This window comes from Actinomadura montaniterrae, assembly GCF_008923365.1.
Classification (GTDB): Bacteria; Actinomycetota; Actinomycetes; order Streptosporangiales; family Streptosporangiaceae; genus Spirillospora; species Spirillospora montaniterrae.
The window spans coordinates 1-23,389 of sequence record NZ_WBMR01000028.1; the positions used below are offsets into that span (position 1 = coordinate 1).

Sequence of the window (23,389 nt, forward strand, 5' to 3'; positions counted from 1 at the left end):
CCCGGGCGGCGGCGTAGGGCGCGCGCGGAACGGGGTCGATGCCCGGAGGCCGCCCCGCCGCCCGCACGTCGGGCGCGAACCCGGCTCGGAACGCCCGCGCCCTGCCCCGCCACCGCCCGCCCCCGGCCCGCGGCCCCGCCACGACGACCCCGAGCCCGAGCCACAGGACCGCCGGGAGCGACGCACCCCCCGCAAGCCCTGGGATGACCGCGAGCGCCGCGACCCGCGCGAGCGGCGGGACGAGCGGGAGCAGCGCGACTCGCACGAGTGGCGCGACGAGCGCGAGTGGTGGGACGAGCGTGACCGGCGTGACCCGCAGCAGCGGCGCGACCAGCACGAGCGGCGAGACCCGCGCGAGCAGCGCAACGAGCGGGAGCGGCGGGCGGTGCGGGACGGGCCGGAGAAGGCCGACGAGCTGGCGGCGGGGGAGCTGGCGGCGGCGCTGACCAGGAAGTCCGTCCGCGCCGGCCGGGACCTGATCGGCGGCGTCCTCAAGCGCCTGCCGGGGATGTGAGGAGGAGCGATGCGCGAACCGGACGTGGAGATCAGTGCCTCGGTGAAGGCGGACGAACTCGTCATCCACGATACGCCGGACGTCGAGGAGCGGGCGGGCGCCGACCCCGAGGGCGAGTCGGGGGCGAGCACCGACCGGCGGAACCTGCCCCGCCCCGTGAAGCGGAACACCACCTACCGCGACGTCCGCGTCTCGCACCGCCTGAGCGCGCGCCTGACCGGCGCCGACGACGACTCCGCCGACGCCGAGGACGAGGACGCGGACGGTTCGGCCGAGCCGGACGCGTGACCGGCCGGGCTCGTTAGCATGGGGATCATGACCGCGCCCGCAGGTCCGCCCGTGGACGACCGGCTCGTCTCCTGGTGGGGGTCGCTGGAGCGGCGGTCGCCGGAGTCCATCACGACCGTCGTCCTGCACGCCACGGAGATCCCGACGCTGTCGGAGGCCTGGGACTACGCCGAGCGGAGCGCGGACGGGAAGGACGACGGGACCGGGGTGTGCGGCCACCTCTACGTGGACCGCGACGGGAGCTGCCACCGCTTCGTGCCGCTCGACCGGGTCGCCGCGCACGCCGCGGGGCACAACACCCCGTCGATCGGGATCGAGCTGGTCAACACCGGCCGCCATCCCGACCATTTCCATTCGCGGTCGCAGGTCCCTTCCGAGGACTTCCCGCCGGAGCAGACGGCGGCGCTCATGGCGCTGCTGACCGTCCTCACGGAGACGCATCCCTCGGTCGCGCGCCTGGTGCGCCACAGCGATCTGGACCGGGAGCTGATCCCCGCGTCCGACGACCCGGAGGTCCTGGTGCGGCGGCGCATCGACCCCGGCCCGCGCTTCCCCTGGGACGACGTCCGGCGCCACTGGGAGCGGCTCACCCGCTGACGGCGCCGCCTCAGGCGGGGGCGCGCTCCCCGAACCGGGACCGCAGGTCGGCGTCGACCTCGGTGAAGTCGCGCTCCTTGGTCTCCGGGACGAAGCGGCTCACGAAGACCCAGCCGAGCCCCGCGATCACCGCGAAGATCCAGAACGTCTCGCCCTGCCCGAGGACGCCCGCGATCGGCAGGAAGACCAGGCTGACGACGAAGTTCGCGAGCCAGTTCACCGCGGTGGACGCGCTGGACCCGGCGGCGCGGGCGCGCGGCGGGAAGATCTCGCCGATCAGCGTCCAGAACACCGGCCCGGTCCCGACCGCGTAGCCGGCGATGTACAGCACCATGAACACCAGCGACAGCCCGGACGACCAGCCCGCGACGAACGACAGCCCGAGCAGCGCCATCATCACCGTCATCGCGCCGAGCGAGAACAGCAGCAGCGGGCGGCGCCCCGCCCGGTCGATGACGCGGATCGCGACCAGTGTCATCACCAGGTTGATGACGCCGATGGCGATGGAGTAGACGATCGAGTTGGACGCGGTCAGCCCGGTCTCCTCGATGATCGTCGGGGCGTAGTAGATGATCGTGTTGATGCCGCCGAACTGCTGCACGGCCGCCAGCGCCAGCCCGACGACGAGCGCGGGCCGGACGTCGGCGGCGAGCAGGGACCGCCACCCGGTCCGGTCGTCGTCCTGCCGCGCCCGGTTCCGGTCGTAGCGGTCGAGGAGCCGGTCGGCGGTGGCCTCGTTGGTGACGGACGCGACCAGCCGGCGCGCCTCGTCGCGTTCGCCGCGCGCGGCGAGCCAGGCGGCCGACTCCGGCAGCACCCACAGCGACGCGACGACGATCACCGCGGCGGGCACCGCGCCGACGCCGATCATGGCCCGCCAGTCGCCGGCCCCGGAGAACGCGAGGTTGGTCAGGTAGGCGACCAGGATGCCGATCGTGATGAGCAGCTGGTTGAGGGTCAGGGTGCGGCCCCTGATCTCCTTGGGGGAGATCTCCGACAGGTACACCGGCACGGTCGCCGACGCGCCGCCGACCGCGAGGCCGAGGACGAGCCGGCCGAGCACCAGCATCGCGTAGCCGGTGGACAGGACGGCGATGACCGTCCCGACCAGGAACACCAGCCCCTCCAAACCGAGGATCTTCCGGCGCCCGATCCGGTCGGCGATGCGGCCCGACCCCATCGCGCCCGCCATCGCGCCCAGCACCAGCACGCTGACCACGCTGGACTGCTCGAACGAGTTCAGCCCGAAGTCGGTCTTGATGTAGAGCAGCGCCCCGGAGATCACGCCGGTGTCGAAGCCGAACAGGAACCCGCCGACCGCGATCAGGACGGCCCAGAGCCAGATCTTGCGCAGCCCGTCCGGCGGGACCTCCGACAGCGGCCCCTCGTAGACCGTCGCGGTGGAGAACCCCTGCACGTCAGGCCCGCCGCCCCGCCGCGCCCGTCCCGCGCGTCCTGCCCGTCCGGCTGCGCGCGGCCGCCCGAACCGTCGTCATCACCGCTGACCCCCCGATCGGCATCGACGTGCTGACCAGGCCCTACCCTCCGTGATCGAGAGCACACGCACCGGGGCCGGGGGGTGAACCGCCGCTCGTCCGGGTCAGGACTCCTGCTCGGTGATCCAGACGGCGATCTGCGCGCGCGAGGAGAAGCCGAGCTTGGACAGGATGTGCTCGATGTGCGAGTCGGCGGTGCGCTTGGCGATCGTCAGCCGCTCGGCGATGTCGCGGTTCGACAGCCCCTCCGCCACCAGCGCCGCCACCTGCAGCTCGCGCTCGGTGAGCGGGCAGGCGTCCGCCGCGGGCGCGTCCGCGGGGTCGTCGGGGACGGGGGGTTCGCCGAGCGCGTCCCGGATCGCGTGCGCGGGCGCGAGCCGCCCGCCCTCCTCGAACGCGGCGCGGTACCGCCGCTCGCCGAGCGCCTCCATGGCCTTGCCGGTGTGGATCTCGCGCAGCATCGCGTGGTGCGGGCCGAACCACGCGGTCTGGGTGGACTCGCGCATCCGGTCGGCGGCGCCGAGGAGCCGGACCGCGCGGACGTACTCGCCGCCGCTGCACAGGCACCCGGCGATCGCCTCCAGCCCGAGCGTCATGCCGAGCTCGTCGCCGAGGTCGCGCTTGATCCGCAGCGACCGGCAGAGCCGTTCGAGGGACGCGCCGAGGTCGCCCGCGAGCCACAGCGCCAGCCCGCACACGAGCATGCCGTAGGAGCGCACCCACAGCTCCCCGTGCTCCTCGCCGGTCCGCGCGCCCTGCCCGGCGTGCGCGACGGCCGCCGGGTAGTCGCCCTTGAACAGGTACGCGACGCCGCGGAAGACCTCGACGAGCAGGAACAGCACGTCGCCGGCGGCGTCGTCGCCGCGCACCTCGTCGGCGGCGCCGAGCAGCCGCAGCGCGAGGTCGACGTCGCCGGCGAACAGCGCCGCGACCCCCTGGCACGAGACGATCAGGGCGGCCGTGTCGTCGTCCCCCTCCGCCCGCGCCTGCACCAGCGCCCGGTCGAGCAGCTCCCCGGCCGCGCCGAGGTCGTCCTGCAGGACCATCGTCAGGGCGGCGACGCCGAGGAAGCCCGACCAGCCCTCGCCGGTGGTGTCGCGGGTCTCCAGGAGCCGGTCCATCCAGTGCCGGCACTCGCCCGCCATGCCGTGCAGCATCCAGAGCCGGCCGAGCGCCTCCATCGCGTCCCGGATCGTCGCGGTCTCCGCCGTCGGCAGGACGTGGCCGAGCAGCGCGCGGATGTTGGCGCGCTCGCTGCCGAACCAGGCGAGCCACCCGACCTGCCCGGCGCCGGCAAGCTCGGCGCGGGCGGTCCGGAGCCGCCCGGCGTACCAGTCGAAGCAGCGCTTCCTGAGGAGCGTCTCGCCGCCCTGCGCGGCGAGCCGCTCGACGCCGTACTCCCGCAGGCTGTCGAGCATCCGGTAGCGCACCTGGCCGCCGCGGTCGGCGCGCTGCACGATCGACTTGTCCACCAGCCCGGTGAGCAGCTCGACGACGTGCTCGGCGGGCAGGTCGTCGCCGGAGCAGACGTGCTCGGCGGCGTCGAGCTCGAAGTCGCCGGCGAACACCGACAGCCGCGCCCACAGCAGCCGCTCGCCGGCCGAGCACAGCGCGTGGCTCCAGTCGATCGCGGCGCGCAGCGTCTGGTGCCGCGGGACGCTCGTGCGCACGCCGCGGGCCTGGAACAGCCGGGTGCCGAGCCGCTTCAGCACCTGGTCGGCCGAGAACGTCCGCAGCTGCACCGCGGCCAGCTCGATGGCGAGCGGGATCCCGTCGAGCCGGTCGCAGAGCCGGACGACGGCGTCGCGGTTGCCGCGGGTGAGCGTCCAGCCCTGGACGGCCGCGGCGGCGCGCTCGGCGAACAGCTTGACCGAGTCGCACTCCTCGCCGTCCGCGGCATCGGCGCGGCCGGGCTCGGGCCGGCCGAGCGGCGCGACCGCGATGGTGTGCTCGCCGAGCACGTCGAGAGGCTGGCGGCTGGTCGCGAGCACGCGCAGCCCGGGCGCGCTGCGCAGCAGCGCCTCGGTCAGCGCGGCGCACTCGTCGAGGAGGTGCTCGCAGGTGTCGAGGACGATCAGGACGCGCCGGTCGGCGAGATGGTCGGCGAGCCGGGACGCGGCGGGCTCGCCGCCCTGCTCGACGAGGCCGAGCGCGTCGCAGACCGCCTGGGCCAGCAGCGACGGCTCGGTGAGGCCGGAGAGGGCGACGAAGTACACGCCGCCGTCGAACGCGTCGCGCGCGCGGGTCGCGGTGCGGACCGCGAGCCTGGTCTTGCCGACCCCGCCCGGGCCGGTCAGGGTGACCAGCCGGTGCCCGTCGATCAGCCGCCTGACCTGGTGGAGCTCCGCCTTCCGCCCGACGAAGCTGGTGAACTCCGCGGGGAGTCTTCCCGTCTGCCGTTCCAGCGTCACATTCAGCGCCACGCCGTCTCCGAGTCAGTTCCCGCCGGACGCCCGGCAACCAGAGGGGACTTTTGAAGTGTAGTCGCGGTGCTACGGAAGGCGACCATGAATCGGTACCCGGAATCGGTTCATCTACCGATGGCGGAGGCCGCCGCCTCCGCCAGGATGGGCATCGGCCGCACGGGGGTACGGGCCGTCCCGGCATGGGGAGTGACGGGCCGTCCGGCCGGACGGGCGACGACGCGCCGCGCGCGGTCGCACGGCGGATGCCTCCGGGCGGGCCGCCCCACCGGTGTTCCCGCGCGGTCCGCCGGACGGCGGCCGGGGATCCGGGGGGAACCTCCGGCCGCCGGGGGCCCGGCCCCCGCCATCGTCACCGTGCTGTCGGCGCCGGTGGCGGTGGCGGGCTCAAGGCCGCGCCGGCGACGCGCTCAGGGGCGCCCCCGCGTCGTGCCCGTGACGGGCTCGTGACCGGCGGTGATGCGGGGCAAGTGGACCCTTGCCCCTTTTGACACTCAGTGCCACTATGGCTGTCGACCGCTTATCGGCCCGATGGCAGCGCAGCCGTTGTCCGCCCGAAAAGGCCTTCCACCCTGCGTCGCCGGGTCTTGACCCATGTGGAGGAAGAAGCCATGGCGCGTTTGGCAGGCAAGGTCGCTTTCATCACCGGCGCGGCGCGCGGGCAGGGGCGCGCGGAGGCCGTCCGGCTCGCGTCCGAGGGCGCCGACATCATCGCCGTCGACCTCGTGGGGTCGGCCAGCTCGTACGTCCCCTACGAGCCCTCCGCCCAGTCCGACCTGGACGAGACCGTCAAGCTGGTGGAGGCGCGGGGACGCCGAGTGGTGGCCCGCAAGGCGGACGTGCGCGACCTCGCCGCGCTCCAGGCGGCCGTCAGCGAGGGCGTCGCCGAGCTCGGCCGGCTGGACGTCGTGGTGGCCAACGCCGGGATCGTGAACTACGGCCGCACCTGGGAGCTCGACGAGGAGCAGTGGCAGGACGTCATCGACACCAACCTCACGGGGGTGTGGAAGACGGTCAAGGCCACCGTGCCGACGCTCATCGAGCAGGGCCAGGGCGGTTCGATCATCATCACGAGCTCGGTGGCCGGCCTGAAGGGGCTGCCGTTCCTCGCCCACTACGCCTCGTCCAAGCACGGTGTCGTGGGCCTGGCGAAGGTGCTGGCCAACGAGCTGGGCGAGCACGACATCCGGGTCAACACCGTCCACCCGCACGGGGTGCGGACCGGCATGACCGCCGGGAAGATGACCGAGCTGCTGGAGCAGGCCCCGATGCTCGCGCCCATCTACATGCCGACGCTGCCCTACGAGATGGTCGAGGCCGAGGACATCGCGAACATCGTGGCGTTCCTGGCGTCCGACGAGGGCAAGTACATCACCGGCGCCCAGCTGCCCGTGGACCTCGGTGCGCTGAACCGCTGAGCTCAGCGCGGATCGCGGCCGGCCGGGCGGACGGCCGCGATCCACCGTCCGGCGGCCTTGAGCGCCCGGTCCCGGACGGACGGGAACGACTCGGGGAACCGCACGTCCGGCAGCAGGGGGGCGGCCGTGCGCGCGCGGGCGGACGCCGCCGTCACCCCGGACCCGTAGGCGACGTCCTCCGCGAGACGCAGGACGGTGTAGCGGACGGGGTCGATGGCGGGACGCTGCCGCAGCCATTCCAGCGCGATCGGCGCGAGCATGGCCACGGCCGCGGCGCGGGCGAGACGGCTGCGGCGGGAGGCGGCGAGCGCGACCAGGCCGAGCGGCCACCACTCGCGGCGCAGCGCGTGCCCGATCGCGGCGGCGTCGGCGGCGACGCCCTTCCCGACGATCGCGGCGGCCAGGCTCCAGTCGGCGGGCAGCCGTGACAGCCGCCTGGCCAGCAGCGCCGCCGCCACACCCGCGACACCGGCCGCCGTGCCCGGACGTCCCCGCGCCAGCAGGGCGAGCACCGCGAGGTTCCACAGCGACGGCCGGGCCGGCGCGAGCCTGCCGGGATGGCGCCGCGCGAGGTCGGCGGCGGACGTGCCGTACTCGTGCCGCCGCTTCGCCCAGGCCGCCGGGTGCAGCCTCGGCGTGTGCGCGACGCGCGCGGCGGGCTCGTAGCGGACGTTCCACCCTTGGTCGCCCAGCCGCCACACGAAGTCGACGTCCTCGCCGAGCCGCAGGTCCTCGTCGAACGGGCCGTCCGGGACGGCCGCGACCCGCACGAGCAGCGTCGCGGTCGGCACGAACCCGAGCCGCCCGCCGGGGCGGACCAGCGCGGGCCGCAGGCCCATGTCCAGCGCCGACCGCGCGGTCTCGTAGCGGGCCAGCAGCCCGGTGTCGTCCGACAGCGGGACGATCCGGGGGGCGACGGCGGCGACGCGCGGGTCGTCGAAGTGCGGGACGAGGACGTCGAGCCAGCCCGCCATCGGGCGGCAGTCGGAGTCGACGAACGCGGCGAGCCGGGTCTCCACCAGGCGCAGGCCGGTGTTGCGCGCCGCCGCGGGGCCCCGGTTGCGGGAGTGCCGGACGAGCCGCGCCCCGTACGCCTCCGCGATCCGCCGCAGCGGTTCGGGATCGGGGGAGGCGTCGTCCACGACGACCACCGGTACGTCCCCGACGGCGGCCAGGGACCGTTCCAGCTCGTCGGCCCGCTCGTAGGCGGGGATCACCACCGTCACGTCGTGCGGCCCGGGACGCGGCGCCGGAAGCGGGTCGGCCATGCCGAGGTCGAGGAGCTTGCGGGCGAGCGCCCGCCCGAGCGGCGAGGCGTCGGCGAGCCCGGCGCGGCCCGCCCGGCGCAGCGCCGCCAGGTGGGGGCGCGCCGCGTCCGCCAGCCGGACCACCTTCCAGGGCGCGCCGCCGGTGGCCACGCGCCCGCCCGACCAGAGAGAGGTGTCGCGGGCCAGCGCGACGGGCAGGCCGTCAGGCAGCCGGAACCGGTCCTTCGGCCCGCTCATGTCCGGGGCACCGCCGGGTCGAGGAGCCGCCCGCGCTCGTCCGCGCGCCCGCCCGCGATCCGGCGGACGGCCGACGCGACCATGGCCGCCACGATCTCGCGGCCCCGCTCGGCGGAGGCCCCGGCGGGGTCGCCGAGCACGCCGGACGGCGAGACGGCGCGGACACCGCCCGCGACCAGGTCCGGCATGATCGCGGCCAGCGGGCGGGCGTCCCCGGTGACGGCGTCGAACGGCCGCACCAGGTCAGGGGCCAGGTGCAGCATCGCGGACGTCTCGGTGAACCCGGCGTGCGCGTCGCCGCCGGGCACGCCGCAGCCGACCCAGGCGGCGTCGTGCCCCTCCGCCCGCATCTGCCCGGTGGCGGCGTCGAGGGTCGGGACGTTGCCGCCGTGCCCGTTGACGAAGACGACGCGTCCCGCCCACAGCGCGAGCGACCGCACGGTCTCCACGAGCACCGCCTTCAGCGCCTCGTGCCCGATCGAGACCGTCCCGGGGAAGCCGGCGTGCTCGCCGCTCGCCCCGAACGCGATCGCGGGCGCGACGAGCACCTGCCCTTCCGCGTCCGGGCGCAGGGCGCCGGCCGCGCGGCCGGCGACCGCCTCGGCGATCACCGTGTCGGTCGACAGCGGCAGGTGCGGGCCGTGCTGCTCGGTCGACCCGACCGGCACCAGGACGAGCGGGGCCGCCCGGACGTCCGTCCAGGCGGCCCCCGCCAGGTCGTCGGAACCGCGCAGGTCTCCGGCACCGGCCACGTCAGCCCGCAGAACCGCCGCCGAGCGTCAGCGCGAAGCCGGGCGGGATGACGAGGTCGTCGGGGTTCAGCTCGTCGACGGACGAGTGCCCGAGCCCGAGGACGGCGGAGTCGAGGCCGCCGCGCATGATGTCCAGGACGTTCTCCACCCCCGCCTGCCCGTTCGCGGCCAGGCCCCACAGATAGGCGCGGCCGATCAGCACCGCTCGGGCACCGAGCGCGAGGGCCTTGGCGACGTCGCCGCCGCGCCGGACGCCGCCGTCCAGCAGCACCTCGATCTGGTCGCCGACCGCCTCCGCGATGGACGGCAGCACCCGGATCGTGGCGGGCGTGGTGTCGAGGTTGTTGCCGCCGTGGTTGGACACCGACAGCGCCGTCACGCCGGCGTCCACCGCGCGCTTGGCGTCGTCGACGCGGGTGACGCCCTTGAGCAGGAACGGCCCGCCCCACTCCTCCCGCAGCCACGCGACGTCCTCCCAGGTGGGAGGCGGCGTCTGCATCCACTCGCCGTACGCGCCGAAGAACGTCGGCGCGGGCCCGTTCGGCGGCTTGAGGTTCGGGGTGGTGAGGTCGGGGATCCGGCCCTCCTTGGCGAACTTCCACAGCCAGCCCGGGTGCGGCAGCACGCCGGGCGCGAGCTTCGCCGCCGTCCTGAAGTCGATCTTCTCCGGGATCATGGGGCTGCCCCAGTCCCGGCCGTTGGAGAACGACCAGTCGAGCGTGGCGATCAGCGCCTTCGCGCCCGCCTTCTTCGCGCGGTCGAGGCGCTGCACCATCGCGTCGCGGTCGCCGCTCCAGTACATCTGGAAGAAGACGTTCGGGTTGGCCTCCGCGACCTCCTCCACGGGCTTGCTCGCGAACGAGCTGAGCCCCATGATGACGCCCCGGTTCGCGGCGGCGCGCGCCACCGCCACCTCCCCGTCCGGATGCACGGCCTGCACGCCGGTGGGGGAGATGAGCACCGGCATGGAGGTCTCCACGCCCATCACGGTGGTGGACAGGTCGCGCTCCGCCTTGTGCCCGACGACGCGGGGCGCGAAGCCGAGGTCGCCGAACGCCTTCGTGTTGGCGTCGATCGTCCGGCCGCGCTCCGAGCCCGCGACCAGCGCCCCGTAGACCATGTGCGGCAGCCGCCTCTTGGCCCGGCGCTGCGCCTCGGCCACGGTCTCGAACCACGGGTTCTTGAACATCTCGATGTCTCCTGGATGGGTGGGCGGGCCGCCGGCCGGCCGCCGGGGAACCGCTAGGTCAGCCGCAGCCCGGCCAGCGGGTTCTCCTCGCAGGCGCTCACCGGCGGGCGCTCCGGGCGGCTGGTCAGCAGCGTGACCGGCACGGGACGGCGGCGCGGCGGCGAGGTGCGGTGCGAGTGGTCGGCGGACGGCTTCGGGATCCCGGCCCGGTCCTCGGGACGCTGCGCTAGCAGCTTCTCGCCGTGCCCCTGCACGCACTCGGGGTCGGGGCCGTCCAGCGGCAGGCCGGTGAAGAACTTGGCGGCCATGCAGCCGCCCTTGCACGTGTCGTAGAAGCCGCAGGACGCGCACGCCCCGCCGGTCTGCGGCTCGCGCAGGTTCTGGAACAGGTCCGACTCGCGCCAGACGCGGGTGAACCCGCCGGGCTGCCGGATGCTGCCCGCGAGGAACTCGTCGTGGATCGCGAACGGGCACGCGTACACGTCGCCGACCGGGTCGATCAGGCAGACGACGCGTCCGGCGCCGCACAGGTTCAGGCCCGGCAGCGCCTTGCCGTAGGCGGACAGGTGGAAGAACGAGTCGCCGGTCAGCACGCTGTCGCCGTGCGCGACCAGCCAGTCGTACAGCTCGCGCTGCTGCTCCTGGCGCGGGTGCAGCTCGTCCCACACGTCCGCGCCGCGGCCGGACGGGCGCAGCCGCGTCAGCCGCAGCTGCGCGCCGTACTCGTCCGCGATCGCCTTGAACGCGTCCATCTGCGGGATGTTGTGCCGCGTGCACACCACCGACAGCTTGAAGTTCTTCATCCCCGCGTCGCGCAGGTTCCGCATCGCGCGGATCGCGGTGTCGTAGGACCCGGGACCGCGGACCGCGTCGTTGACCTCGGGCGTCGCGCCGTCCAGCGAGATCTGCACGTCCACGTAGTCGTTGGCGGCGAGCCGCTCGGCGACCTCCGGGGTGATCCGGACGCCGTTGGTGGAGAACTTCACGCCCACGTGGTGCGCGGTGGCGTAGTCCAGCAGCTCCCAGAAGTCCGGCCGGACGGTCGGCTCGCCGCCGCCGATGTTGACGTAGAAGACCTGCATGGCCTCCAGCTCGTCGATGACCGCCTTGCACTCCTCGGTGCTCAGCTCGCGCGGGTCGCGCCGCCCCGAGCTGGACAGGCAGTGCGCGCACGACAGGTTGCAGGCGTAGGTGAGCTCCCAGGTCAGGCAGATCGGCGCGTCGAGCCCGTACTCGAACAGGTCGACCAGCCGCGTCCCGGACCGCTGCGCGGGGTTGTGCGGGGCGAGCGTCATGGGGTCCTTTCCACGAGCATGGAGGAGCCGGCGAGGGCGCCGAGCGCCGCGCCGAACCTCGGCAGGTCCGCCGCGGGCACTCCGGCGCGCGCGCACGCCTCCCGGGCGGTGGGCGCCTCCCCGAGGGACCGGACGACCTCCAGCAGCCGGCGGTCCTTCAGGAACGACAGCTTGCGCGTCCCGAAGTGGTAGAGGAGCGCGCCGAAGGGCTCGGGCCGCACCGAGACCTGCGGGTGCAGGTCCCAGGCGCGGTCGAGGTCGAGGTCCGGCACGGGCTGGGTCATGGCGTGCGGCCTAGTAGACGCCGCACATGCCGTCGATCGAGACCTCCTCGATCAGCGACTCCGCGACGTCGACGTCCTGGGCGCGGTCGTCGGCCTCCGCGGCCTGGTTCTCCGGAGCGTTGCTCTCCATGGGTCCTCCTTCGTGCGGCGTGCGACGGCCCGGCCGCCCCGGCGCGCGGTGCGGCTCGTACCATCGGTCCTGGACGGATACTAAATGCATCGAGTGCCATAAAGGAAGGTCCCGCCCCATGATCCGCCGGAATCCCGGGTGAGCACGCCCGTCCCGCGCCGGCCCGACGTCCTCGTGGTGGGGGCGGGCGGCAGCGGGGCCGTCCTCGCGGCCCGGCTCAGCGAGGACCCCGGCTGCGAGGTGCTGCTCGCCGAGGCCGGGCCCGTCCCGCCCGCGCGCGCGGACTTCCCCGGCGGGCTGCTGGACGCCCGCCTCGTCCCCGGCGCGCAACCAGGGAACCCGGCCGTCCGGACGTTCCCGGCCCTCCTCGCGCCCGGCCTGCCCTACGCGGCGGCGCGCGGGCGGTTCCTCGGCGGGTCCACCACCGTCAACGGCGGCTACTTCGTCCGGGCGCGGCGCGAGGACTTCGACCGCTGGTCCGCCCACGGCGACCTGTGGTCCTACGACCGGGTGCTGCCGGCCATGCGGGCGCTGGAGAGCGACCTCGACTTCGGCGCCACCGCCCTGCACGGCGGCGACGGCCCGATCCCGGTCCGCCGCACCGACCTGAGCCATCCCGCCGCCGCCGCGTTCCGGGACGCCGCCCGCGCCCTCGGACATCCCGACGATCCCGACAAGAACGCGCAGGCCGCGCCCGGTTTCGGGCCCGTGCCGTCGAACACCGTGGACGGCCGGCGGATCAACACCGGGATCGCCTACCTCCTCGGCGAGGCGGCCCGCCGCCCCAACCTCACCGTCCTCGGCGACTGCGCGGTGCGGTCCGTCGTGGTCCGCCGCGGCCGGGCGACGGGGGCCGTGCTCGACCGCGGCGGGCGGCGCACGCTGCTGGACGCGGGCGAGATCGTCCTGTGCGCCGGCTCGCTCTCCTCGCCCCACCTGCTGCACCTGTCCGGCATCGGCCCGGCCGACGACCTCGCCGCGCACGGCATCCCCGCCGTCCACGACCTGCCCGCCGTCGGCGCCGCGCTCAGCGACCATCCCCAGGTCACCGTCGAATGGACCCCGCGGCGCCCGTTGCCGCCGCCGTCCGGCACCTGGCTCGGCGGCGCCCTCCACCTGCCGTCCACCGGCGGCGCCGCGGCGGGCGACCTGGAGATCCTCCAGTCCCTCGTGCCGGTCATGGGCCTGGTCGGCGGGAAGGCGGCGGTCCCCGGCGCGCCCCTGCCCTTCCTCGTGTCCGTGCTGGCGCCCCGCACGAACGGGTCGGTCCGCACCGTCTCCGCCGACCCCGACGTCCCGCCGCGGATCGCCTACGGCTACCTGGAGACCGAGGCCGACCGGCGCCGGATGCGCGAGGCGGTGCGCGCGGCGGCCGCCGTGATCGGCGCGCTCGGCGAGGTCTCCGCCGGCCCCGCCGAACCCGCGCCCGGACCGCTCGACGACGACGCGCTGCTCGACGCGTGGATCCTCGCCCGGCTCGGCACGTCCCAGCACACCTGCGGGACCGTGCCGATGGGCGCCGCTGTCGACGGCCACGGCCGCGTACACGGCCTGACCGGGCTCCGCGTCGCCGACACCTCGATCCTCCCGGACGCGCCGCTGCGCGGGCCCGCCGCCACGGCCGTCCTCATCGGCGAGGTGATCGCCGGGGCCGTCCGCGCGGGCGGCTGACATCCGCGGGGCCGCCGCGCCGCAGGGCTTACGCGGACACCGAGCCGGCGCCGTCCAGCACCGCCGAGAGGCCCGCGCTCACCTGCCGCAGCGCCTCGTCCAGCACGTCCGCCAGCATCGTCTCCTCGCCCGACGCCAGCCAGAACTCGTACGCGGAGACGCAGGCGGACAGCACGACGTTCCCGGCGAGCCGCGGCACCAGCGCCGACACCGGCGCGCCGGTGCGCTCCGCCACGAACGCGGTGATCACCGGCCGCCACGACGCGTACCGCAGCGTCGCGTCCGCCTGCAGGGTCGGCACCCCGAGGATCAGCTGCATCCGCTGCCGGTGCCACGGCACGTCCTGCGGGTCGAACCGGTTGAACTCGACCACGGCGCTGCGCACCGCGTCCATCATCGGGGCGTGCGGGTCCGCCTCGTCGAGCAGCGCCCGCAGCCTCCGCAACTGCCCCTCGAAGTCGCCCCACACCAGGTCGTTCTTGGACGAGAAGTAGCGGAAGAACGTCCGCCGCGCGATCCCCGCCGCAGCGGCGATGTCGTCGACGGTGGTCTCGTCGAACCCCTTGCGGGCGAACAGCTCGAACGCCAGCCGCTCCAGGACGGCCGGCGAGGTCGCGCGCGGCCTGCCCATGGCCCGCTGGGGGCCGTCCGTGCCGCCTTCCGAGGTCACGGCACCAGGGTCCCACGCACCGCGCGCGGCCGCACCTAGAAGACGGGCGTGCCGTCCCGGACCAGCCTCCAGTTCTCCACGTGGAACGTCTTCGGGTCGATCGTCCCGGCGGCGGACGCGTACGCCACGATCGCCTCCCGGATCGCGACCTGGGCGTTGTAGACCACCGGCGCCGTCGTGATGTGCGGGAAGCCCCCGCCGCCGGACTGGCGGTAGTTGTTCACCGCGACGACGAATTTCTGGTCGTCCGCGACCGCCGTCCCGTTGAAGGCGAGATTGCGGATCCGCGACCCTTCCGCCTGGGCGATGTCGATGTCGTAGGTGACGCCGGAGAACTGGTCGTAGTTGTAGTCGGGAAGGTCGTGGGCGTTCGTCCACGACGCCGGATCGACGGGATCGCCGGCGGCGACCTGCTTGTAATAGCGCGCCGAGTATTCGAGGTAGTCCTTGATCTGCGCGCCCGTCAGGACGCTGCCGAGCAGGGTGTTGTCGTAGATGTAGAGCCCCGCGATGTCCTTGATGGTGACCTGCCCGGCGGGAAAGGTCGCGCTGCGGCTGAACGGCGCCGCGATCGACACCACCGGAAGGGACGCGTATTCGGTGCCCGCCACGGCCTCGGTGACCTTCGCGGTCTGCACCGCGTTGACGTAGTCGAGGATCGCGGTGTCCTTCCAGCACGACTCCGCCGCCGACATCTCCTCGGTGGACGTCGCCACGACCTGGTTCACGTAGGCGACCACGGCGTCGTGCTGCTTCTTGACGAGTCCGACGAGCGCCGGGTCCTCCTGCACGGTGTTGGTGTTCACCGTCGTCGCCGACTTCCCGACGACCTTCCACCGGCCCCGCTCGCGCCGCAGCGTGAGGTCGAACACCGACAGCCGCTCGCCCCAGCACTTCGGCTCGCTCATCACCACCGTCTCGCCGGTCGCGTCATTGGTGACGAACCGCTCCGGGACGTCGATGTGCGCGTGCCCGAAAAGGATCGCGTCGATTCCGGGAACCTGCTGCGCGACCATCGCCGACGCGTTCTCCACCGGAATGTCGCCCGTGTACGACGACAATCCGCTGTCGCCCGCGTGCGCGCTGACGACCATGACGTCGACGCCCTGAGCCCGCACGATCGGGACCCATTTCTTGGCCGTCTCGACCAGGTCCAGGAAATCGAGCTTCCCGGACACGTTCGCCTTGTCCCAGATCGCGACGCCCGGATTCGTCAGACCGAGCAGCCCGACCCGGATCGGCGGCTGCCCCGGGACGTGCATCCGCTTGATGATGTACGGCCGGAAAGCCGGACGGTCCGTGCCCGCGTGTACCGCGTTGGCCGCCAGCACCGGCGCGTCCATCTGGCTGATCCACTTGTTCAGGAACGGCAGCCCGTAGTTGAACTCGTGGTTGCCGAGCGCCACCGCGTCGAATCCGATGGCGTTCATCTGCGACGCCATCGGGTGCGTCTGGCCCGTTCTGGTGATGGGCTCCACGGTCGCGTAGTAGAAGCCCAGCGGGGTGCCCTGGATGGTGTCGCCGGCGTCGAAGAGCAGCGTGCGCTCCCGCCCGCGCGCGCGGCGGATCTGCTTCACCAGGCTCGACACCCGCGCGAGCCCGACCACGTTCCCCGCGCTGTCGCTGTACGCGGCGTCCTTGTAGTAGTCCCAGTTCACCGCGTGGCTGTGGATGTCGGACGTGCCCATGACGGTGATCGTCACGTCGCGTCCGGCGCGCTTCGCCGGCGTCGCGGCCTCGGCCGACCCGGGCCATCCCGCGAGGGCCAGCGCGCCCGCCGCCGTCAGCCCGCCCAGCGCCTGCCGGCGGCTGAGGCCGTGCCGGTGGTCCCGGGGACCGCCGCCCGCGTCGTCCGGCACCCGACATGAACACCAGCGCGGCGCAGGGCCCTGCGGTTCGTCCATCGCACGTCCTTCCAAGGCGACCAAGTGAGACGACCCGCAACCATAAGCCCGCCGCGCCGGGCCGGGGCCGGTGAGAATCCCCGATCCTGGCGGCCGACCTTTGGCAACCCGCGTCCTTGCGCCGCGCCGCCCGGACCAGGTGTGCGACGGCTCTGGCCGGGCAGAGCACGGGCCGTGAGCACCAGTGCGCTGATCGTCGTCGACATGCTGAACCCGTACGGCCACCAGGACGCGGGACTGCTCACCGCGAGCGTGGAACGGACCATCGAGCCGCTGCGGCGGCTGCTGGAACGCGCCCGCGAACGCGACGACGTGCGCCTGCTCTACGTCAACGACAACTACGGCGACTTCACCGCCGACCGGGACGACCTGGTCCGGCGGGCGATGGACGGCGAGCGCCCCGACCTGGTGGAGCCGATCCTGCCGCCGGACGACTGCGACTTCCTGGCCAAAGTCCGCCACAGCGCCTTCTACGGGACCGCGCTGGAGTACCTGCTCTCCCGCGAGGGCGTGGAGGAGGTCATCCTCGCCGGGCAGGTCACCGAGCAGTGCGTGCTCTACAGCGCCCTGGACGCCTACGTCCGGCACTTCAAGATCAAGGTCGTCCGGGACGCGGTCGCGCACATCCACCCCGACCTCGGCTTCGCCGCGCTCCGCATGATGGACCTGAACATGCGCGCCAAGATCGTCCCCGCCGCGCAGTGCCTCTGACCCGGCGGGGACCGGCGGCCGGGGGCGTTCCGCGGCACGTGGAACGATGAGCGCGTGACCGTCGAGGCGACCACCGAGCGGGTCCTGCGGCTGCTGGGGCTGCTCCAGCGCCGGCCGTCCTGGACCGCCGCCGAACTCGCCGCCGAACTGGGCGTCACCGACCGCTCGGTGCGCCGGGACGTGGAGCGGCTGCGCGCGCTCGGCTACCCCGTCCACGCCGTTCCGGGCGCCGGCGGCGGCTACCGGCTCGGCGCGGGCACCCGGCTGCCGCCGCTGCTCCTCGACGACGCGGAGGCGATCGCGACGGCGGTGTCGCTGCGGCTGGCGGCGGGCGGCACGGTCGCCGGGGCGGGGGAGGCGGCGCTGCGCGCGCTCGCGAAGCTCGACCAGGTGATGCCGCCGCGGCTGCGCGCTGAAGTGCGAGCGGTGCACGGCGCCACCGAGACCCTCGTCGGGCCCGGGGCCGTGGTCGACGCCGATGTGCTGGTGACGCTCGCGCGCGCTTGCCGCGACGCGCTGCGGGTGCGGTTCCGGTACGCGGCGCGCGGCGGCGACGAGCGCGAGCGCACGGTGGAGCCGGTCCGGATGGTCGCCACCGGCCGCCGCTGGTACCTGATGGCCTGGGACGTCGACCGCGACGGCTGGCGGACCTTCCGGCTGGACCGCATGCGCGAGCCGGCGGCGACGACCTGGCGCTTCCCGGCGAGGGAGCATCCGGACCCGGTCGACTACGTGCGGCGGTCGGTGACCGAGGCGCCCTACCGGTACCTCGCGCGGATCCGGATGCGCGCCCGTCCCGCCGAGGTGCTCGAGCTGATCCCGCCCCAGGTGGGGCGCGTCGAGGACGACCGCGACGGGTGGTGCGTGCTCGTCGTCGGCGGCGACGACCTGGACTGGCTCGCGATGCGGGTCGTCCGGCTGGGCTTCGAGGCGGAGGTGCTGGAGCCGCCGGAGCTGCGGGAGGCGGCGGCCCGCCTCGCCCGCCGCCTCGCGGCGATGGCCGGCCCGGACGAGATACAACATTGATGTACAACGCTGTTGTATATCGGCCGGAGCCCCGCTAACCTGCCGCCATGCCCGACACTCAGCCCGCCTTCGCGCCCGCCCTGACCTTCGCCTTCGAGATCCGCGCCGACCTCGCCCCGACCCTGCACGTCGGCCACGGCGACGGGGAGAAGACCGAGTTCACCCCCATCACCGGCGGCACGGTCGACGGCCCGCTGCTGCGCGGGACCGTCCTGCCGGGCGGCGGCGACTGGTCGAACACCCGCGGTGACGTCTGCCAGCTCGACGCCCGCTACCTGCTCCGGGCCGAGGACGGCGCGGTCATCGACATCGTCAACCGCGGCTACTACCACGAGGGGACCGACTGCCCGGAGCAGTTCGACGGCGACCTCCAGGTGTCCTGGCCGGGCCACTACTACCGAACGTCGCCGGTCTTCCGCACCGACGCCCCGGCGCACCGCTGGCTCGCCCGCACCGTCTTCGTCGGCCTAGCCCGCGCCCTGGAGCCCGAGACCGTCCACATCCGCATGTACGCCCTGCTCTGACCCGCCCCGGGTGCCGCCGCACCGCCGGCGGCGCCCGGCACCGCCGTCGCGATTTTTTATGCTGTACGATCAGCAAACAAGTTGCGTGAGAGGCGGTAGCGATGGCGGACATCCTTGACCTCAAGGGGCGGACGGCGCTGGTCACCGGCGCGGGGCAGGGCGTCGGCCGCCGGGTGGCCCTGCACTTCGCCGAGCACGGCGCCGGCGCGGTCGTGGTCAACGACTTCCGGGCCGAGAGGGCCGAGAGGGTCGCGGCCGAGGTGCGCGCGCTCGGCGTGAAGGCACTGCCCGTGGCGGGCGACGTCGGCGACCTGGACGCGGTGAAGGCGGCGGTGGCCGCGGCCGCCGCGGAGTTCGGGCCGATCGGGATCCTCGTGAACAACGCCGGGAACGCCGGGCCGCAGCCCACCGAGGAGATGACCCGGCCGTTCTGGAAGCAGACGCCGACCGAATGGCACGGATACCTCGGCACGAACCTGTTCGGCGTGCTCAACAACGTGCACGCCGTCCTCCCCGGCATGATCGAGAAGGGCTACGGCCGGATCGTCACCGTCATCTCCGACGCCGGGAGGGTCGGGGAGCCGGGCCGCGAGGCGTACTCGGCGGCCAAGGGCGGCGCGGCCGGGTTCATGCGGTCCGTGGCCGCGAGCACCGGCCGCTTCGGGATCACCGCCAACTGCATCTCGCTCGCCGCGACCCGGACGCCGCGCACCGAGGACCGGTTCGCCGACCGGGAGCGCTTCAAGAAGATCATGGCCAAGTACGTGATCCGGCGCGCCGGGGAGCCCGAGGACGCGGCGAACCTCGTGCTGTTCCTGGCCTCCGACGCCGCGTCGTGGATCACCGGGCAGACCGTCCCGGTCAACGGCGGCTACTCGTTCGCGCTCTGAGGAGGACCAGATGAGTGTCGTGCAGACCGAGCGCCGCGGCGCCGTCGAGATCATCACGTTGAACCGCCCGCGGGTGTACAACGCGATCGACCTGGAGCTGCGGGAGGCGATGCAGGAGGCGTTCGAGCGGTTCGACGCCGACGACGCGGCGTCCGTCGCGGTCCTCACCGGGGCGGGCGGCAACTTCTGCTCCGGCCGCGACCTGAAGGCGGCGCGCCGCGGCGAGCCGAGCTACCGGAGCAGGCAGGCGCAGGTCGGCGCGTTCACGCGGCGGTCGGTCGGCAAGCCGGTGATCGCGGCCGTCGAGGGCTACGCGCTCGCCGGCGGGTTCGAGCTGGCCCTCAGCTGCGACCTGATCGTGGCGGCCCGCGACGCCGTCTTCGGGCTGCCCGAGGTCCGGCACAGCCTCGTCGCGGTGGGCGGCGGCCTGATCCGGCTGCCGCGCCGGATGCCGTACCACGCGGCGATGATGATGGCGCTCACCGGCGACCGGTACGGCGCCGATGACCTGGAGCGGTGGGGCGTCGTCGGACGGCTCGCCGAGCCCGGGCACGCGGTGGACGCCGCGCTCGAGCTGGCCGGACGGATCATGCTCGGCGGGCCGCTCGCGGTGCGCGCCACGAAGGAGATCGTCCGGCGCGCGTTCGAGTGGGGCGGCGAGGACGAGGCGTTCGACGCGCAGATGGCCGTCGCGCAGCCCGCGCTGGAGTCGCCCGACCGCGACGAGGGGCTCAAAGCCTTCGGCGAGGGACGCGCGCCGTCCTGGCGGAAGTGACGCGGCGCCCCGGTAATGTGACCGGGTCACCAATGGGAATTCGTGCAGGGGGACCCGTGGCGGGCCGGCAGCTCACACAGGGAGAACGCAGCGACGCCTCGAAGCGCGCCCTCGTCGACGCCACGATGCGGATCATCGCCGACGAGGGGTACCGCAGCACCACCGTCGCGCGGATCCAGGAGGAGGCCGGGGTCAGCCGCGGCCTCGTCGGCTACCACTTCGGCTCCAAGCAGGGGCTGATGGAGGCGGTCCTGACGACGATCCGCGACTCCTACATCAGCCAGGTGCTGCAGCGGAAGGAGCGGGACCTGCCGGGCCTGGAGGCGATCGAGCTGATGCTCGACTCGTACCTGTCCCGGCTCGGGCGCGATCCGGTGCCGGCGAAGGTGGTGCTGGTCCTGGCGCTGGAGTCGGTCGGCGACCTCGCCGAGCTGCGCCAGGCCATGGCGACGCGGCTGGCGGAGATGCGCGGCGAGTTCGAGGAGTGGATCGTCCGCGGCATCGAGGACGGGACGATCCGCGGCGACGCCGATCCGAAGGGGACGGCCGTCTACCTGGGCGGGATCCTCCGTGGCGTCACTCTGCAGTTCCTCGTCGACCCGGACGGCTTCGACCTGGACGCGGCGCGTAAGGCCGCGGTCTCGTCGGTCGTGAACGGCCTGCGCCCGTAGCGCGCCCTCCCGCGCTTCGCCCCCGGGCAAGAGCCCGTCACCCAGGGGCGAGGGCCGCTAACGGCCGCCGGCCAGCTCCCGCGCGGCCCGTGCCAGGATCCCGGGATCGGTCTCGGCGACGGTGTAGAAGCTGATCCGGTCGGCCAGGCCGGCCATGCGCCGCCGGACCTCGCCGGCCACCCGGTCCGGCTCGGCGACGACCGCGAACGTGCGCAGGACGTCGTCGCCGACGAGCCCGGCCATCGCGTCCCACTCCCTCGCCCGCGACAGCCCGTGCAGCTCGTCGGCCAGATCGGCCCATCCGTGCAGCTCCAGGACCGGACGGTACGCCGGGGTGCTGCCGTAGAACGCGACCTGCTTGCGGACGGCCCGCACCGACGCCGCCATGGCCTCCTCGGTCGCGCCCGTGGCGAGCAGCACCGGGGCGCTCACCTCGACGCGTTCGCGGTCGCGGCCCGCCGCGGCGAGCCCGCGCCCGAGCGTCGGGAGCGTGACCTCGCGCAGGTAGCGCGGGGTGGTGAAGCCGTGGACGAGCAGCCCGTCCGCCGCCGCGCCGGCGACCTCGGTCATCCGCTCGCCGACGGCGGCGAGCAGGATCGGCGGCGCCCCGTACGGGTGGGGTGCCGGTGTGAACGCCGGGGTCATCAGCGTGTGCCGGTAGAAGTCGCCCTCGAACGCCAGCCGCTCGCCCGTCTCCCAGCACCGCCAGATCTCGCGGACGGCCGCGATCAGCTCCGCCATCCGCCGCGCGGGCGCGCTCCAGGGCATCGAGTAGCGGCGTTCGACGTGCGCCCGGACCTGGCTGCCGAGGCCGAGCGCGAACCGGCCCCGGCTGTAGAAGGCCAGGTCGTGCCCCAGATGGGCGAGGTTCATCGGGTTGCGCGCGAACGCGACGGCGATGGACGTGCCGAGCCGCAGCGCCGTGGTGTGCTCGGCCGCGACGCCGAGCGGGACGAACGGGTCGTGGGCGGACTCGCGCGCCCACAGCCCGTCGTACCCGGCGTCCTCGCAGCGGCGCGCGGTGCGGGCCACGTCGTCGAGCGCGAGGCCCTGCGGCAGGCGCGCGTCGACCTTCACCGGGCCGCGCCGTCCCGCACGGCGGCTTCGAGCACGTGGACGATGCACACTGCGCCGACGCCGACCATGTGCGCGATGCCGGTGCGGGCGCCCGGCTGCTGCCGGTCGCCGGCCTCGCCGCGCAGCTGCCGGGTGACCTCGGCGATCTGCCCGACTCCGGTCGGGCCGACCGGGTGGCCCATGGCGAGCAGCCCGCCGGACGGGCTCACCGCGCACCGGCCGCCGATGTCGAACTCGCCGGCCCGGAGCCGTCCGGCGGCCTCGCCCTCACCGCACAGGCCCATGGCCTCGACGTACTGGAGCTCCTCGATCGAGAACGCGTCGTGCAGCTCGACGACGTCGACGCCGGACGGGGCGACGCCGGCGTCGGCGAGCGCGGCGGCGGTCGTCTCGCGGGTCAGCTCGGCGTCGAAGCTCTTCGGCCCGTACAGCTCCTCGCTGCGCTGCGCCGACGCGGTCACCCGGACGCACCGGGCGCGGTCGGCGCCGAGCCGGTCGACGGCCTCGCCGGACGCGACGATGACCGCGGCGGCGCCCTCGCCGACCGGGCAGCACTGCAGCCGGGTGAGGTGGCCGGCGATCGGCCGGTCACCGAGCACCTCCTCCGGCGTGCGCTCCTTCCGCCGGTGCGCGAAGGGGTTCCGCGCGCCGTTGCGGTGGTTCTTCACCGCGACGGCGGCGATGTCGGCGGGGGAGGCGCCGTACCTGGCCATGTACTCGTCGGCGAGCAGCGCGTACTTGGTGAACGGGACGATGTGCCCGCCCGCGAGGCTCGGCAGCCCGGCCAGCGACTCGGCGCGCTGCACGGGCGCGGGCTTGTCCACGCCCATCGCGAGGACGACGTCCGACACCCCGGCGGCCACCTCCATGCAGGCCAGCCGGAAGGCCGACGATCCCGACGCCGAGGCGTTCTCCACCTGCGTCATGGGGATGCCGGTGGCTCCGAGGTGGCGGAGCATAGGCCGCGACACCGCCATGCCGAGCCGCGTCACCCCGGTGTAGGCGCCCTGCACGTCGCGCCAGGCGATGCCGGCGTCGTCGAGGGCGGCCCGCACGGCGGTGAGCCCGAGCCGGACGTAGGGGGTGTCGCTGAGCGGCCGGTAACGGTGCAGGCCGATGCCGATCACGTACACGGGACGCATCTCGCGCAGCTTCACTCGGCGCCTCCCGCGGCGCGTTCGGCGAGGGCGAACCGCACCTCGACGACGCCGCCGTCATCGTCCGTCCCGGCCGCGACGGCCTCGACTCGCGTGCCCGGCGCCGGGCTCCCGTCCCCGTCCAGCAGCGCGTGCACGAAGGGCCCGTCGTCCAGGACGATCGCGAGCGCCGTGAACGGGGCGCCGATGCCCGGGCCGTCGTGGCGGTGGACGATGGCGGCGGCGCTGACGGTCCCGGCGCCGGCGAGGGCGGCCGGACGCAGCGCGGCGCCGTCGGCGCCGCACCGCTCGCAGCCGAGGTCCTGGGCGGGGAAGGCGGCCCGCCCGCAGGCCGTGCAGCGGATGCCGCGCAGGTCGGGCGGGCCGGAGGGGCGCCGGTCGGCGATGACGGCCCGGCGGGCCGCGGGGTGGGGTTCAGCCAT

At 74.3% G+C, this 23,389-nt stretch carries 23 protein-coding genes and 1 pseudogene; 11 read left to right on the forward strand and 13 right to left on the reverse strand.

Translation table 11 applies throughout. The features are described from left to right. The 3 genes and pseudogenes from F9B16_RS50835 to F9B16_RS12915 all read left to right on the forward strand — a co-directional run. Window positions 1-514 (forward strand): annotated as a pseudogene (locus F9B16_RS50835) (hypothetical protein); the annotation flags it as partial. A 9-nt stretch (window positions 515-523) separates the two neighbouring features. Then, window positions 524-802 carry a hypothetical protein gene (locus tag F9B16_RS12910; RefSeq protein WP_192808758.1) on the forward strand — a complete coding sequence of 93 codons (279 nt, stop codon included), beginning with the start codon at window positions 524-526 and terminating at the stop codon, window positions 800-802. A 27-nt stretch (window positions 803-829) separates the two neighbouring features. Beyond that, window positions 830-1,399, forward strand: a complete 570-nt coding sequence (locus tag F9B16_RS12915) for an N-acetylmuramoyl-L-alanine amidase (RefSeq protein WP_151540278.1) — start codon at window positions 830-832, stop codon at window positions 1,397-1,399. A gap of 10 nt (window positions 1,400-1,409) precedes the next feature. Here F9B16_RS12915 and F9B16_RS12920 read toward each other — a convergent pair whose 3' ends face one another. Together F9B16_RS12920 and F9B16_RS12925 are read right to left on the reverse strand one after the other, a co-directional pair. Further along, the gene (locus tag F9B16_RS12920; RefSeq protein ID WP_151540279.1) at window positions 1,410-2,816 is read right to left on the reverse strand and encodes a sugar porter family MFS transporter; all 1,407 of its coding nucleotides are present in this window, start codon (window positions 2,814-2,816) and stop codon (window positions 1,410-1,412) included. 183 nt (window positions 2,817-2,999) lie between these two features. Next, window positions 3,000-5,318, reverse strand: a complete 2,319-nt coding sequence (locus F9B16_RS12925; protein WP_225991588.1) for an ATP-binding protein — start codon at window positions 5,316-5,318, stop codon at window positions 3,000-3,002. Window positions 5,319-5,929: 611 nt separating this feature from the next. Between F9B16_RS12925 and F9B16_RS12930 the strand changes: the two genes are divergently transcribed. Further along, on the forward strand, window positions 5,930-6,736 hold the full coding sequence (locus F9B16_RS12930; protein ID WP_151540280.1) for a mycofactocin-coupled SDR family oxidoreductase: 807 nt from the start codon (window positions 5,930-5,932) through the stop codon (window positions 6,734-6,736). 2 nt (window positions 6,737-6,738) lie between these two features. On the opposite strand, the gene mftF is transcribed toward F9B16_RS12930, so the two are convergent. From mftF to mftA, 6 genes are read right to left on the reverse strand one after another with little or no spacing between them, the layout of a single operon-like run. Continuing rightward, entirely contained in the window at window positions 6,739-8,241 is a 1,503-nt protein-coding gene (gene mftF / locus F9B16_RS12935) for a mycofactocin biosynthesis glycosyltransferase MftF (protein WP_151540281.1), read from the reverse strand. Beyond that, window positions 8,238-8,993 (reverse strand): mycofactocin biosynthesis peptidyl-dipeptidase MftE, encoded by a 756-nt coding sequence (mftE, locus tag F9B16_RS12940; RefSeq protein ID WP_225991589.1) that lies wholly within the window; start codon window positions 8,991-8,993, stop codon window positions 8,238-8,240. Before mftE ends, mftF begins: the two co-directional genes overlap by 4 nt. A gap of 1 nt (window position 8,994) precedes the next feature. Further along, the gene (mftD, locus tag F9B16_RS12945) at window positions 8,995-10,182 is read right to left on the reverse strand and encodes a pre-mycofactocin synthase MftD (RefSeq protein ID WP_151540282.1); all 1,188 of its coding nucleotides are present in this window, start codon (window positions 10,180-10,182) and stop codon (window positions 8,995-8,997) included. Window positions 10,183-10,235: 53 nt separating this feature from the next. Then, on the reverse strand, window positions 10,236-11,477 hold the full coding sequence (gene mftC / locus F9B16_RS12950) for a mycofactocin radical SAM maturase (protein WP_151540283.1): 1,242 nt from the start codon (window positions 11,475-11,477) through the stop codon (window positions 10,236-10,238). Then, window positions 11,474-11,761 (reverse strand): mycofactocin biosynthesis chaperone MftB, encoded by a 288-nt coding sequence (mftB, locus tag F9B16_RS12955; RefSeq protein WP_151540284.1) that lies wholly within the window; start codon window positions 11,759-11,761, stop codon window positions 11,474-11,476. Before mftB ends, mftC begins: the two co-directional genes overlap by 4 nt. 10 nt (window positions 11,762-11,771) lie before the next feature. After that, window positions 11,772-11,891: a mycofactocin precursor MftA gene (mftA, locus tag F9B16_RS50840; protein WP_192808759.1), complete on the reverse strand. Its 120-nt coding sequence runs from the start codon at window positions 11,889-11,891 to the stop codon at window positions 11,772-11,774. A gap of 138 nt (window positions 11,892-12,029) precedes the next feature. Between mftA and mftG the strand changes: the two genes are divergently transcribed. Beyond that, complete coding sequence (gene mftG, locus F9B16_RS12965; RefSeq protein WP_151540286.1) at window positions 12,030-13,562, forward strand: mycofactocin dehydrogenase MftG; 1,533 nt, start codon at window positions 12,030-12,032, stop codon at window positions 13,560-13,562. Between the two features lie 28 nt (window positions 13,563-13,590). Here the strand turns inward: mftG and mftR are convergent, their stop codons facing one another. Together mftR and F9B16_RS12975 are read right to left on the reverse strand one after the other, a co-directional pair. Continuing rightward, window positions 13,591-14,232 (reverse strand): mycofactocin system transcriptional regulator, encoded by a 642-nt coding sequence (gene mftR / locus F9B16_RS12970; RefSeq protein WP_225991590.1) that lies wholly within the window; start codon window positions 14,230-14,232, stop codon window positions 13,591-13,593. Window positions 14,233-14,267: 35 nt separating this feature from the next. After that, on the reverse strand, window positions 14,268-16,136 hold the full coding sequence (locus tag F9B16_RS12975; RefSeq protein ID WP_151540287.1) for a bifunctional metallophosphatase/5'-nucleotidase: 1,869 nt from the start codon (window positions 16,134-16,136) through the stop codon (window positions 14,268-14,270). Between the two features lie 174 nt (window positions 16,137-16,310). Here F9B16_RS12975 and F9B16_RS12980 point away from each other — a divergent pair, with 174 nt between their 5' ends. From F9B16_RS12980 to F9B16_RS13005, 6 genes are all read left to right on the forward strand, one after another. Then, a complete protein-coding gene (locus F9B16_RS12980) occupies window positions 16,311-16,847 on the forward strand; it encodes a cysteine hydrolase family protein (protein WP_151540288.1) in 537 nt (178 codons plus the stop codon). A 54-nt stretch (window positions 16,848-16,901) separates the two neighbouring features. After that, window positions 16,902-17,873, forward strand: coding sequence for a helix-turn-helix transcriptional regulator (locus tag F9B16_RS12985; RefSeq protein WP_151540289.1), 972 nt, complete (start codon window positions 16,902-16,904; stop codon window positions 17,871-17,873). A 47-nt stretch (window positions 17,874-17,920) separates the two neighbouring features. Continuing rightward, entirely contained in the window at window positions 17,921-18,397 is a 477-nt protein-coding gene (locus F9B16_RS12990) for a DUF3237 domain-containing protein (RefSeq protein WP_151540290.1), read from the forward strand. A 101-nt stretch (window positions 18,398-18,498) separates the two neighbouring features. Then, complete coding sequence (locus tag F9B16_RS12995) at window positions 18,499-19,287, forward strand: SDR family NAD(P)-dependent oxidoreductase (RefSeq protein ID WP_151540291.1); 789 nt, start codon at window positions 18,499-18,501, stop codon at window positions 19,285-19,287. 10 nt (window positions 19,288-19,297) lie between these two features. Beyond that, on the forward strand, window positions 19,298-20,062 hold the full coding sequence (locus F9B16_RS13000) for a crotonase/enoyl-CoA hydratase family protein (RefSeq protein WP_151540292.1): 765 nt from the start codon (window positions 19,298-19,300) through the stop codon (window positions 20,060-20,062). Between the two features lie 56 nt (window positions 20,063-20,118). Continuing rightward, window positions 20,119-20,733, forward strand: a complete 615-nt coding sequence (locus F9B16_RS13005) for a TetR/AcrR family transcriptional regulator (RefSeq protein WP_192808760.1) — start codon at window positions 20,119-20,121, stop codon at window positions 20,731-20,733. A 57-nt stretch (window positions 20,734-20,790) separates the two neighbouring features. Here F9B16_RS13005 and F9B16_RS13010 read toward each other — a convergent pair whose 3' ends face one another. From F9B16_RS13010 to F9B16_RS13020, 3 genes are read right to left on the reverse strand one after another with little or no spacing between them, the layout of a single operon-like run. After that, entirely contained in the window at window positions 20,791-21,810 is a 1,020-nt protein-coding gene (locus tag F9B16_RS13010; RefSeq protein WP_151540294.1) for a TIGR03617 family F420-dependent LLM class oxidoreductase, read from the reverse strand. Next, on the reverse strand, window positions 21,807-22,967 hold the full coding sequence (locus tag F9B16_RS13015; protein ID WP_225991591.1) for a thiolase family protein: 1,161 nt from the start codon (window positions 22,965-22,967) through the stop codon (window positions 21,807-21,809). The genes F9B16_RS13010 and F9B16_RS13015 overlap by 4 nt, the downstream gene beginning before the upstream one ends. Beyond that, on the reverse strand, window positions 22,964-23,389 hold the full coding sequence (locus tag F9B16_RS13020) for a Zn-ribbon domain-containing OB-fold protein (protein ID WP_192808761.1): 426 nt from the start codon (window positions 23,387-23,389) through the stop codon (window positions 22,964-22,966). Before F9B16_RS13020 ends, F9B16_RS13015 begins: the two co-directional genes overlap by 4 nt.